Genomic DNA, 12,987 nt, shown 5'->3' on the forward strand with positions numbered 1-12,987 from the left:
GAGGCGTGACTGACGGCGAATGAAGGAGCATACATGAGTATGTGACTGAGTGAGCAGGCAGGCACAACGAAAAGCAGAAAAAAAAGCCGCAGTAAAAAAGGGGTCGTAGCTCAGCTGGGAGAGCACCTGCCTTGCACGCAGGGGGTCGGGAGTTCGATCCTCCCCGGCTCCACCATCAAACCGTAGACGGACGGATTATCCTGACCCAAGAGCATCAAGGTGTTTTTGTGTCTGGAGTATCCAGAGGTTAATTAACAATTTGGCAAAGATTGAGGTACACATGCGAGCTGTTGCATTAACGTGCGATGGCGATGCGAAAGAGAGCGTATAACTTTGAGGTTTTTGAGGTTATATGGTCAAGAAGAAAAGCGCAAACGGTGGATGCCTAGGCAGTAAGAGGCGATGAAGGACGTGGAATCCTGCGAAAAGCCGCGGTGAGCTGGAAACGAGCTATGACCCGCGGATGTCCGAATGGGGGAACCCAACAGTGCGCGAGTGCTGTTATCCATGACTGAATACATAGGTCATGGAAGCGAACTCGGGGAACCGAAACATCCAAGTACCCGAAGGAAAAGAAATCAAGAGAGATTCTCCAAGTAGCGGCGAGCGAACGGGGAGGAGCCGATACGATTTATGCATGATGAAGTGGAACAGTCTGGGAAGTCTGACCAAAGGGGGTGATAGTCCCGTACACGTGAAGTCATGCAGGAACCAGGCGTATCAAGAAGTAGGTCGGGACACGTGAAATCCTGATTGAAGATGGGTGGACCATCATCCAAGGCTAAATACTCCTTACTGACCGATAGTGAACCAGTACCGTGAGGGAAAGGCGAAAAGAACCCCGGCGAGGGGAGTGAAAAGAACCTGAAACCGTTTGCGTACAAGCAGTGGGAGCCTGACTTAGGTTGGGTGACTGCGTACCTTTTGTATAATGGGTCAGCGAGTTACTTTCAGTGGCGAGGTTAACTGTATAAGGGAGCCGAAGAGAAATCGAGTCTGAATAGGGCGCGAGTCGCTGTGAGTAGACCCGAAACCGGGCGATCTAGCCATGCCCAGGATGAAGGTTGGGTAACACCAACTGGAGGTCCGAACCGGGTAATGTTGAAAAATTATCGGATGAGGTGTGGCTCGGAGTGAAAGGCTAATCAAGCCCGGAGATATCTGGTTCTCCCCGAAAGCTATTTAGGTAGCGCCTCGTGAGTAATTGACTGGGGTAGAGCACTGTTTCGGCTAGGGGGCTGTCATGGCTTACCAAACCGATGCAAACTCCGAATACGGTTTAATTGAATCACGGGAGACACACGGCGGGTGCTAACGTCCGTCGTGAAGAGGGAAACAACCCAGACCGCCAGCTAAGGTCCCAAAGGCTCAGTTAAGTGGGAAACGATGTGGGAAGGCAGAGACAGCCAGGAGGTTGGCTTAGAAGCAGCCACCCTTTAAAGAAAGCGTAATAGCTCACTGGTCGAGTCGGCCTGCGCGGAAGATGTAACGGGGCTAAAACTGAGCACCGAAGCTGCGGATGCGGACGCAAGTCTGCGTGGTAGGGGAGCGTTCTGTAAGCCGATGAAGGTGTGTTGAGAAGCATGCTGGAGGTATCAGAAGTGCGAATGCTGACATGAGTAACGATAAAGAAGGTGAAAAACCTTCTCGCCGTAAGTCCAAGGTTTCCTGCACGACGTTAATCGGAGCAGGGTGAGTCGGCCCCTAAGGCGAGGCGGAGACGCGTAGTCGATGGGAATCAGGTTAATATTCCTGAACTTTGTACAAGTGCGAAGGGGGGACGAAGAAGGCTGGGTGAGCCGGGCGTTGGTTGTCCCGGTACTTGCATGCAGGCGGGGTAGATTGGCAAATCCGTTTACCCGCTACCGCTGAGGTGCGAGTGGTTCTGGCTTAGGCACAGAGAAGTCATTGATGCCACGCTTCCAGGAAAAGCCTCTAAGCTCCAGCTTGTACGGAACCGTACCGCAAACCGACACAGGTGGACGGGTAGAGTATACCAAGGCGCATGAGAGAACTCGGGTGAAGGAACTAGGCAAAATGGTACCGTAACTTCGGGAGAAGGTACGCCCTTTCTGGTGAAGTATGAACGTATGGAGCTGGGAAGGGCCGCAGAGACCAGGTGGCTGCGACTGTTTATTAAAAACACAGCACTCTGCAAAATCGTAAGATGACGTATAGGGTGTGACGCCTGCCCGGTGCCGGAAGGTTAATTGATGGGGTTATCTTCGGAGAAGCTCTTGATCGAAGCCCCGGTAAACGGCGGCCGTAACTATAACGGTCCTAAGGTAGCGAAATTCCTTGTCGGGTAAGTTCCGACCTGCACGAATGGCGTAACGATGGCCACACTGTCTCCACCCGAGACTCAGTGAAATTGAAATCGCTGTGAAGATGCAGTGTACCCGCGGCTAGACGGAAAGACCCCGTGAACCTTTACTATAGCTTTGCACTGGACTTTGATGATTACTGTGCAGGATAGGTGGGAGGCTAAGAAGTACGGACGCCAGTTCGTATGGAGCCATCCTTGAAATACCACCCTGTAATTATTGAGGTTCTAACTTAGGCCCGTAATCCGGGCTGAGGACAGTGTATGGTGGGTAGTTTGACTGGGGCGGTCTCCTCCCAAAGAGTAACGGAGGAGCACAAAGGTACCCTCGGTACGGTCGGACATCGTACCATGAGTGTAAAGGCAAAAGGGTGCTTGACTGCGAGACCGACAGGTCGAGCAGGAACGAAAGTTGGTCTTAGTGATCCGGTGGTTCTGAATGGAAGGGCCATCGCTCAACGGATAAAAGGTACTCCGGGGATAACAGGCTGATACCGCCCAAGAGTTCATATCGACGGCGGTGTTTGGCACCTCGATGTCGGCTCATCACATCCTGGGGCTGAAGCAGGTCCCAAGGGTATGGCTGTTCGCCATTTAAAGTGGTACGCGAGCTGGGTTTAGAACGTCGTGAGACAGTTCGGTCCCTATCTGCCGTGGGCGTAGGAAAATTGAGAGGAGCTGCTCCTAGTACGAGAGGACCGGAGTGGACGAACCTCTGGTGTACCGGTTGTCACGCCAGTGGCATTGCCGGGTAGCTAAGTTCGGACGGGATAACCGCTGAAAGCATCTAAGCGGGAAGCCTCCCTCAAGATGAGTTTTCCCATGAAGCCCGTTGAAGACTACGACGTTGATAGGCGAGGTGTGGAAGCGCAGTAATGCGTGAAGCTGACTCGTACTAATTGGCTGATTGTCTTGACCATATAACCTGAGAGACTTCAGGTAACTCTGAAACGTGTATCTCAATCTTTGCCACTGCCGTGTGTACGGCAGAAGAGTTTTCCTGGCGACCATAGCGGTCCGGCCCCACCTGATCCCATCCCGAACTCAGAAGTGAAACGGTCCAGCGCCGATGATAGTGTGAGGTCTCCTCATGTGAAAGTAGGTCATCGCCAGGGTTTTATACTGACTGCACATGCAGTCATACACATACCTCAAAGCCCCTGCAAACTGCCGGGGCTTTTGAGTAAGTAGTACAGAAACATGCTGGCGTAGCTCAGTAGGTAGAGCAACTGACTTGTAATCAGTAGGTCCCGGGTTCGATTCCTGGTGCCAGCACCATTTTTTTAAGAGTCATTGAACTTGGAAAAGTTCAATGTCAGTATTGACATTATATGACTATTGAACGAAAATGGCGTTCTTTTTGGAGGGGTTCCCGAGCGGCCAAAGGGATCAGACTGTAAATCTGACGGCACTGCCTTCGAAGGTTCGAATCCTTCCCCCTCCACCAGTAATAACTGGTTACAGTAACAAGCGGGTGTAGTTCAATGGTAGAACTTCAGCCTTCCAAGCTGATAGCGTGGGTTCGATTCCCATCACCCGCTCCAAAACGGTGGAGCCGTAACACGAAGGGCCTGGCTTTATTGTATCATTGGCCCACATAGCTCAGGCGGTAGAGCACTTCCTTGGTAAGGAAGAGGTCGCTGGTTCGAGTCCAGTTGTGGGCACCACACTTAAATAACCAATATAATGGGGGATTTTCCGATGGCTAAGGAAAAATTTGACCGCACCAAACCGCACGTGAACGTTGGTACCATCGGACACGTTGACCATGGTAAAACGACATTGACGGCTGCCATTACAACGGTGCTGGCTAAGGCGTTTGGCGGTGAAGCGCGCGCTTACGACCAGATTGACGCAGCGCCTGAAGAAAAAGCACGTGGAATTACGATTGCTACTGCGCACGTAGAGTACCAGTCCGCAAATCGTCACTACGCACACGTAGACTGCCCAGGCCACGCGGATTATGTTAAGAACATGATCACCGGTGCCGCGCAGATGGATGGCGCTATTCTTGTTGTTTCTGCAGCTGATGGCCCTATGCCTCAGACTCGCGAACATATTCTTCTGTCCCGTCAGGTCGGTGTGCCTTACATTGTTGTGTTCCTGAACAAGGCCGACATGGTTGACGATCCAGAGCTTCTGGAACTTGTTGAGATGGAAGTGCGTGATTTGCTGAGCAGCTACGACTTCCCCGGTGACGATATTCCAATCATCGTTGGTTCTGCACTGAAAGCACTTCAGGGTGACACAAGTGATATTGGTGTGCCAGCCATTATGAAACTAGTCGAGACAATGGACAGTTACATTCCTGAGCCGACACGTGATATCGAGAAGCCTTTCCTGCTGCCAATCGAAGACGTATTCTCCATTTCCGGCCGCGGTACCGTTGTAACTGGTCGTGTTGAGAGCGGTATTGTTAAAGTGGGCGAGGAAGTTGAAATTGTAGGTATTCGTGACACACAGAAAACGACCTGTACAGGCGTTGAGATGTTCCGAAAACTGCTTGACGAAGGTCGCGCTGGTGATAACGTAGGTGTGCTTCTGCGTGGTACGAAGCGTGATGACGTTGAGCGTGGTCAGGTACTGGCTAAGCCAGGCTCCATTAAGCCACACACAAAGTTTATAGCTGAAGTATATGTCCTTTCCAAGGACGAAGGTGGTCGACACACGCCTTTCTTCAATGGTTACCGTCCCCAGTTTTACTTCCGTACTACGGACGTAACTGGAACCTGTGACCTTCCAGAAGGTGTGGAAATGGTTATGCCTGGCGATAACGTCCAGATGACCGTTAACCTGCACTGTCCAATTGCAATGGACGACGGTCTTCGCTTCGCTATTCGTGAAGGTGGAAGAACTGTAGGTGCTGGTGTTGTCGCTAAAATCATCGAGTAAGCGTTAGTGGTGGTGGGGTCCTTGCGGGCCCCACATGTAAGAACAGGCCAGTAGCTCAATTGGCAGAGTGGCGGTCTCCAAAACCGCAGGTTGGGGGTTCGATCCCCTCCTGGCCTGCCAACTTTATGAAACTAAGAATACAATGAAAGATGAAGTCGCTAAGCCCGTCCAGATAACAGCGTGGTTTGCTATAGTTCTCGTAACAGTTGGCGCATTCTTTGGAACGTATTATTACCATTTTTCCGGTCCGATTAAAGCGTTGGTCTGGATTGTCTGGCTGGTTGCGATTCTTGGATTTGGTTACTTTACCAGTCAGGGACGCAGTGCGTGGGCATTCTCTAAAGAAGCAAAGGCGGAACTTGATAAAGTCGTCTGGCCTACCCGACCTGAAACAGTACAGACAACATCAATCGTAATGGTTATGGTGGCTGTTACCGGGTTTGCGCTGTGGGGCGTTGACTCCATAGTGATTTGGGTCATCAGCAAGTTAACACAATTGGGTTGATAATTACGTGGAAGACAAAAAGACCAAACAGTGGTACGTGGTACATGCCTACTCAGGGTATGAGAATTTTGTCATGCGCGAAATTCGTTCGAGGGTTCAGCATCAAAGCCTTGAAGACAGAATTGGTGAAGTTGTAGTGCCATCCGAAGAAGTCGTTGAGATGCGTGCTGGACAAAAACGCAAAAGTACACGCAAATTTTTCCCGGGTTACGTGCTCGTACATATGGTCATGGACGATGAAACATGGCATATGATTCGAAAAATTCCAAGAGTACTTGGTTTTATCGGCGGCACGAGCCAAACGCCTACGCCAATCACCGATAAAGAAGCTAATGCAATCATGCAGCGTGTTGAAGAAGGCGTTACTAAGCCGAGGCCAAAAGTATTGTTTGAGCCTGGCGAGGTTGTTCGTGTCAAAGAAGGTCCTTTCGTTGATTTTAACGGTGTAGTAGAAGAAGTAAACTACGAGAAAAGCCGTCTTCGTGTTGCCGTACTGATTTTTGGACGCTCAACACCAGTAGAACTTGAATTCAGTCAAGTCGAAAAAGCGTAAAAACGAAAGTCACTCGTTCAGTGTCAGCGGCTAAAAACCGATTTCGTATTGTGAGGACACGCGCCTCAGTGTATTTCAGATGCAGCCGCTTTTGCAGTTGCATTCTGAAGCAAGGGGAGCACTCTGTCATAACACCATAATGTTGTTACAGAGTGCGACAGTTACCCATCAGGAGTATAAAATGGCAAAAAAAGTAGATGGTTATATTAAGCTGCAGATCCCTGCAGGTAAAGCAAACCCAAGTCCACCAGTTGGACCGGCACTCGGTCAACGTGGTGTGAATATCATGGAATTTTGTAAAGCGTTCAATGCGTACACACAAAGTTTTGAACAAGGCCTTCCGACGCCTGTAGTAATAACCGTGTACAGCGATAGAAGCTTTACTTTTATCACTAAAACCCCTCCGGCATCTGTACTGCTGAAAAAAGCAGCCAATATCCAAAGCGGCAGCAGCAATCCCAATACTAAGAAGGTCGCTACACTCAAGCGCGCTGATCTTGAAGCCATTGCTAAAACAAAGGCTCCTGATCTTACTGCGGCTGATCTTGAGGCTGCCGTACGAACCATCGCTGGCACCGCGCGCAGCATGGGTATCGAAGTTGAAGATTTGGTCTAGGGGATAACCATGTCATTGAGCAAAAAACAACAGAAAATTCGTGAGCGCGTAAAGCCCGCACAGCTTTATCCTGTGAATGAAGCAATCACTATTGTACAGGAATTTGCCAGCACTAAATGGGATGAAAGCCTTGATATCAGTGTAAATCTTGGTATTGATGCTCGTAAATCCGACCAGGGAGTACGTGGTTCAACCAACCTTCCCAAGGGAACTGGTAAAACTGTTCGAGTTGCCGTGTTTGCACAAGGTGAAAACGCAGAAAAGGCACGAGCAGCTGGTGCTGACAGAGTGGGCTTTGAGGACCTCGCCGAAGAGATGAAAGCGGGTAACCTTGATTACAGTGTTGTAATAGCAACACCTGATGCCATGCGTGTCGTAGGTCAGCTTGGACAAATTCTTGGTCCACGTGGTTTGATGCCTAACCCAAAGGTTGGAACCGTAACCATGAACGTTGAGGCCGCTGTTCGTGATGCCAAATCTGGACAGGTTCGCTACCGTAACGACAAGAATGGCATTATTCACACGTCCATTGGTAAAGTGAAGTTCAGTGCTGAAGATATTCTTGAGAATATTGCCGCACTGATTACTGATCTTAGAAAGCACAAGCCCGCTTCTGCAAAAGGAATCTACATAAAGAAAGTAACCCTTTCATCAACGCAGGGTGCAGGTGTACCGGTTGATTTGTCTACTCTACCAGTGTAGAATATCTACCCATTTCAAGAAGTATTCGCGGCATGGACTCCGGTTCATTGCCGTCGAAGACCGCAGGTGCGAACGCTTAATATCCTGCGCAGACGGTGAACCGACTCCAGATTTCTGCGGGCCGGCCACCATAACGGACAAATCCTTGTGATTTGTACACAGTAAGGAGGTCAGTAACGTGACGATAACACTGGCTGCAAAAAAAGCCGTAGTAGAGGAAGTGTCAGCAGTTGCTTCCAAGGCTATCTCAGCAGTAGTTGCTGATTACCGTGGTTTAACTGTTAACCAAATGAGCCAGTTGCGTACCAAGGCACGCGAATCCGGTGTTTACATGCGAGTTGTGCGGAATACTCTTGCACGAAGAGCATTTGAAAACACAGATTTATCCTGCCTTAGTGATAAACTGGTTGGTCCGTTGTTTATTGCGCTTTCACTGGAAGCCCCAAGTGATGCAGCGCGATTGCTTAAAGACCACATCAAGACATTTGAGAAACTTGAAGTCAAAGCACTTTGTGTTGGTAAGGATGTATATGGTCCTGAACAGCTTGACGCTGTGGCCAGTCTGCCTACCAAAAACGAAGCGATTGCCAAGCTTATGTATGCACTTAAAGCTCCTGTCGAGAAGCTGGTACGTACTATGGCTGAGCCGCATACAAAATTCGTACGCACAGTGGCAGCCCTCAAGGATCAAAAAGAAGCTTAAACCACGATTCAATCAATACATTTTTACCAGGAGCTGAATATGACTATGTCTGCACAGGATTTCGTAAAAGAAATCGGCAAGAAAAGCGTTATGGAAATCGTTGAAATTATTAAATTAATGGAAGAAGAGTTTGGTGTTACTGCTGCTGCTCCAGTTGCAGTTGCAGCGCCTGGCGCTGCTGCTGGTGCTGCACCCGCAGAAGAGCAAACCGAATTCAACGTCATCATGACATCTTTCGGCGATAACAAAGTTAACGTGATTAAAGTCATCCGTGCAATCACCGGTCTGGGCCTGAAAGAAGCCAAAGACCTCGTTGAAGGTGCGCCTTCAACTGTGAAGGAAGGCGTTTCCAAGGACGAAGCGGCTGACATCAAAAAGCAACTTGAAGAAGCTGGCGCTAAAGTAGACGTTAAATAACGAATCTACATGTAAGCTTTGAAACCCGGCCATGTTTTCATGGCTGGGTTTACGTGTTTGAAAACATCGATAAATTACAGAGGAAATCCCATGGCAGTTGCAGAAGCTAACCCTCAATATTCACATGCTGAGAAAAAACGATTTCGCAAAAGCTTTGGCAAACAGGCGGATATTATGGGCATTCCAAATCTGCTCGATATCCAGCTGAAATCCTACAGGGATTTTCTGCAGGTAGACGCTGACAATGTTGATCTGACGAAAACAGGTCTTCATGCAGCATTCGCTTCCGTATTTCCCATTGTGAGTTTTTCCGGCAACGCACGCCTCGAATACGTATCCTACAGGCTGGGTGAACCCGCTTTTGACGTCCGAGAGTGTAAGCTTCGCGGACTCACTTATTCAGCGCCTCTGCGCGTTAAAATTCGTCTGGTCGTACTTGATAAGGATGCACCAGGTGATGAAAAACCCGTCAAGGACATTCGTGAACAGGATGTGTTCATGGGTGAAATTCCGTTAATGACAGATGTAGGTACCTTTGTCGTCAACGGTACTGAGCGGGTCGTTGTGTCACAGCTTCATCGCTCTCCTGGCGTTATATTTGAACACGATCGCGGTAAAACGCACTCCTCAGGCAAGCTTTTATATTCAGCGCGTATTATTCCCTACCGTGGATCGTGGCTCGACTTTGAATTTGATCCTAAAGATTGCCTCTTTGTTCGCATTGACCGTCGCCGCAAACTGCCAGTCACCGTGTTGCTTCGCTCGCTTGGCTACGAAACTGAACAGATTCTTGCTGAATTCTTCGAAACGACGGTTTGCCGTTACAGCATGGGCGAATACCACATTGATTTAATTCCCTCGAGGCTTCGAGGTGAAATTGCATCTTTCAACATCGTTATTCCCGAAACCGGCGAGCTGGTTGTTGAGGAAGGTCGTCGAATTACGGCACGACACATTAAAATGCTTGAAAAAGCAAACATGAAGGATTTACGCGTTCCGCGAGAATATCTTCTTGGAAAAACACTTGCCAAAAACTGTATTGATGCGTCGACAGGCGAAATGCTGGCGAAGGCCAACGATGAATTGACCGATGATTTACTAAGCAGCCTGGTGTCTCACGGCATCAACCAGTTTGAAGTCATTTACACTAACGATCTTGATCACGGTTCCTATATTTCAGATACCTTAAAATCTGACTCTTCCACCAGCCAGCTTGAAGCACTGGTAGAAATTTACCGAATGATGCGACCTGGTGAGCCGCCAACTAGAGAGGCTGCTGAGACACTCTTTAAAAACCTGTTTTTTGCAGAAGACAGGTACGACCTTTCTGCTGTCGGGCGGATGAAATTTAATCGACGTGTTGGCCGTAAAGAAGATACCGGCCCCGGTACACTCACCAAAGAAGATATTCTTGCGGTCATTAAGACGCTGATTGATATTCGTAACGGCGTAGGCATGGTTGATGACATCGACCACCTTGGTAACCGTCGAGTGCGCAGTGTTGGTGAAATGGCCGAAAACCAGTTCCGCGTGGGCCTTGTACGCGTTGAGCGAGCTGTTAAGGAGCGGCTAAGTCTTGCAGAATCCGAGAATCTGATGCCACAGGATCTCGTTAACGCAAAACCCGTTTCTGCAGCTGTTAAGGAATTTTTTGGTTCAAGCCAGCTGTCGCAATTTATGGATCAGGTGAACCCTCTGTCAGGTGTAACGCATAAACGACGCGTCTCAGCACTTGGACCAGGCGGTCTTACCCGTGAGCGTGCAGGTTTTGAGGTACGGGACGTTCACACTACACACTATGGTCGCGTGTGCCCGATTGAAACGCCTGAAGGGCCAAACATCGGTCTGATAAATTCGTTATCAGTGTATGCGCGCACAAACGAGTACGGATTCATTGAAACCCCGTGCCGTAGAGTTGTTGATGGTCGTGTAACCGATACGATTGAATACCTTTCAGCGATTGAAGAGGTCGATCAGTACATTGCACAATCCAGTGTTCCAGTAGATGCAAATGGAACCATCCTTGCCGATTTGGTTCCCTGTCGACATCAGAACGAATTTTCGCTGACTACGCCCGACAAGATTAACTACATGGATATTTCGCCGAAGCAGATTGTCTCTGTAGCGGCTTCTCTTATTCCATTCCTTGAGCACGATGACGCGAACCGCGCGTTGATGGGCTCGAACATGCAACGACAGGCCGTACCAACACTTCGTTCTGAGAAACCTCTCGTAGGTACAGGTATGGAGCGCACGGTTGCGTCTGACTCAGGCGTTGCTGTAGTTGCGCGTCGTGGTGGAGTGATTGATCTTGTGGATGCCTCGCGTATCGTTGTTCGTGTAAACGATGACGAAACAGTTGCCGGCGAAGCCGGGGTTGATATTTACAACCTGACTAAGTACTTCCGCTCGAATCAGGACACCTCAATCAACCAGCGTCCCATCGTTTCTACAGGTGACAAGATTTCCAGGGGAGATATTCTCGCCGACGGACCCTGTACGGATATGGGTGAGCTTGCTCTTGGACAAAACCTTCTTGTGGCGTTTATGCCATGGAACGGCTACAACTTTGAGGACTCCATCCTTCTGTCAGAGCGTATTGTTCAAGACGATCGCTTCACTACGATTCATATCGAAGAGTTAACCTGTATTGCACGCGACACCAAGCTTGGTACAGAAGAAATTACGTCTGACATTCCTAACGTTGGTGAATCGGCACTGGCAAGCCTTGATGAGTCGGGGGTAGTCTATATTGGTGCAGAAGTTTCAGCCGGTGATATTCTCGTTGGTAAAGTGACTCCTAAAGGGGAAACACAGCTTACTCCCGAGGAAAAACTGCTGCGCGCCATATTCGGTGAAAAAGCTTCTGACGTAAAAGACTCATCCCTGCGTGTTCCTTCAGGCATGAATGGTACCGTTATTGATGTTCAGGTTTTCACACGTGACGGTCTTGAGAAAGATGCGCGTGCCAGAAGCATTGAAGAAGAGCATCTTGCCCGCGTGCGTAAGGATCTTGTAGATGAGCGCCGTATCCGTGAAGAAGATATTTATCAACGCGCGAATGCACTGCTTCTTGGCAAGGTTGCAACCGGTGGGCCAGGCAGTCTGAAACCAGGCAGTGTGGTTGAAGCCGCATACCTCAACAAGCTTGAGCGTGAAAAATGGTTTGACGTGCGTCTTGAAGACGATACATGCAGCCAGCAGCTTGAAAAATTGTCACAGCAGCTTGAATTGCTTGGCAAGGAAATGGAAAAGCGTTTTAACGATAACCGTAAAAAAATCATTCAGGGCGATGATCTCGCTCCGGGTGTACTGAAGATTGTTAAGGTGTATCTGGCTGTAAAACGTCGTATCCAGCCTGGTGACAAGATGGCAGGTCGTCACGGTAACAAAGGGGTAATTTCTATTGTTGTACCAGTAGAAGACATGCCTCATATGGAAGATGGCACACCAGTTGACATCGTATTGAACCCGCTTGGTGTTCCGTCCCGTATGAACATCGGCCAGGTGCTGGAAACTCACCTTGGTCTTGCTGCCAAGGGATTAGGGCTTCGCATAGGACGTTACCTGGACGAGAAAGCCAGCGTAAAAGAAATTCGGCAGTTTCTTGACAAGATATACAACCACGACGGCATGAAACGCGTGAAGCTTGATACGCTCAATGATGAAGAAATCTTAGAGCTTGCCAATAATCTGCGTGCCGGCGTGCCGATGGCAACCCCAGTGTTTGACGGCGCCTCTGAGGCAGAAATCAAGGCAATGCTTAAGCTTGCCGAAATGCCAGAAGACGGTAAGACGGTGCTTATCGATGGTCGTACTGGCAGACAATTCGACAATCCGGTAACGGTTGGCTACATGTATATGCTGAAACTTAATCACCTCGTTGACGACAAAATGCACGCCCGTTCTACCGGCTCATACAGTCTCGTTACGCAGCAGCCACTTGGTGGTAAAGCACAGTTTGGTGGTCAGCGTTTCGGGGAGATGGAAGTGTGGGCGCTTGAAGCGTACGGTGCGGCATATACGTTGCAGGAAATGCTAACCGTCAAGTCAGACGATGTTGGAGGTCGAACCAAGATTTACAAAAACATTGTGGATGGTGATCACCGCATGGATCCGGGCATGCCAGAGTCCTTCAACGTACTGTTGAAAGAGATACGGGCACTGGGCATTGATATTGAGCTTGGTCACGATTAAGCGGATGAGAACATTCAGACTAACACATTTTTGGAGATACAGACTTGGCTAATCCGAACCTGGACACTGACATGATTCG

At 49.2% G+C, this 12,987-nt stretch carries 8 protein-coding genes, 6 tRNA genes and 2 rRNA genes; all 16 read left to right on the forward strand.

Going from position 1 to position 12,987, the window contains the following annotated elements:
• Positions 1-99: 99 nt before the first annotated feature.
• Positions 100-175 (forward strand) — tRNA-Ala (locus tag E4T54_RS07400).
• Positions 176-354: 179 nt separating this feature from the next.
• Positions 355-3,243, forward strand: a 23S ribosomal RNA gene (locus E4T54_RS07405).
• A 79-nt stretch (positions 3,244-3,322) separates the two neighbouring features.
• A 5S ribosomal RNA gene (gene rrf, locus E4T54_RS07410) occupies positions 3,323-3,438 on the forward strand.
• A gap of 87 nt (positions 3,439-3,525) precedes the next feature.
• Positions 3,526-3,601, forward strand: a tRNA-Thr gene (locus E4T54_RS07415).
• Positions 3,602-3,685: 84 nt separating this feature from the next.
• Positions 3,686-3,770 (forward strand) — tRNA-Tyr (locus tag E4T54_RS07420).
• A 23-nt stretch (positions 3,771-3,793) separates the two neighbouring features.
• Positions 3,794-3,867, forward strand: a tRNA-Gly gene (locus E4T54_RS07425).
• Positions 3,868-3,914: 47 nt separating this feature from the next.
• Positions 3,915-3,990 (forward strand) — tRNA-Thr (locus E4T54_RS07430).
• Positions 3,991-4,024: 34 nt separating this feature from the next.
• The gene (tuf, locus tag E4T54_RS07435; RefSeq protein WP_115152860.1) at positions 4,025-5,215 is read left to right on the forward strand and encodes an elongation factor Tu; all 1,191 of its coding nucleotides are present in this window, start codon (positions 4,025-4,027) and stop codon (positions 5,213-5,215) included.
• 44 nt (positions 5,216-5,259) lie between these two features.
• Positions 5,260-5,335: transfer RNA gene (locus tag E4T54_RS07440), tRNA-Trp, on the forward strand.
• Between the two features lie 22 nt (positions 5,336-5,357).
• Positions 5,358-5,720, forward strand: a complete 363-nt coding sequence (secE, locus tag E4T54_RS07445; RefSeq protein ID WP_028386063.1) for a preprotein translocase subunit SecE — start codon at positions 5,358-5,360, stop codon at positions 5,718-5,720.
• Positions 5,721-5,727: 7 nt separating this feature from the next.
• Positions 5,728-6,273 (forward strand): transcription termination/antitermination protein NusG, encoded by a 546-nt coding sequence (nusG, locus tag E4T54_RS07450; protein WP_028386062.1) that lies wholly within the window; start codon positions 5,728-5,730, stop codon positions 6,271-6,273.
• 181 nt (positions 6,274-6,454) lie between these two features.
• On the forward strand, positions 6,455-6,889 hold the full coding sequence (rplK, locus tag E4T54_RS07455) for a 50S ribosomal protein L11 (protein WP_028386061.1): 435 nt from the start codon (positions 6,455-6,457) through the stop codon (positions 6,887-6,889).
• 9 nt (positions 6,890-6,898) lie between these two features.
• The gene (rplA, locus tag E4T54_RS07460) at positions 6,899-7,591 is read left to right on the forward strand and encodes a 50S ribosomal protein L1 (protein ID WP_028386060.1); all 693 of its coding nucleotides are present in this window, start codon (positions 6,899-6,901) and stop codon (positions 7,589-7,591) included.
• Between the two features lie 178 nt (positions 7,592-7,769).
• Complete coding sequence (rplJ, locus tag E4T54_RS07465) at positions 7,770-8,294, forward strand: 50S ribosomal protein L10 (protein ID WP_028386059.1); 525 nt, start codon at positions 7,770-7,772, stop codon at positions 8,292-8,294.
• A gap of 39 nt (positions 8,295-8,333) precedes the next feature.
• Entirely contained in the window at positions 8,334-8,711 is a 378-nt protein-coding gene (gene rplL, locus E4T54_RS07470; RefSeq protein ID WP_028386058.1) for a 50S ribosomal protein L7/L12, read from the forward strand.
• Between the two features lie 90 nt (positions 8,712-8,801).
• A complete protein-coding gene (rpoB, locus tag E4T54_RS07475; protein ID WP_058387095.1) occupies positions 8,802-12,908 on the forward strand; it encodes a DNA-directed RNA polymerase subunit beta in 4,107 nt (1,368 codons plus the stop codon).
• The last annotated feature ends 79 nt before the right edge of the window (positions 12,909-12,987 follow it).

The organism is Legionella geestiana (assembly GCF_004571195.1).
GTDB lineage: Bacteria > Pseudomonadota > Gammaproteobacteria > Legionellales > Legionellaceae > Legionella_B > Legionella_B geestiana.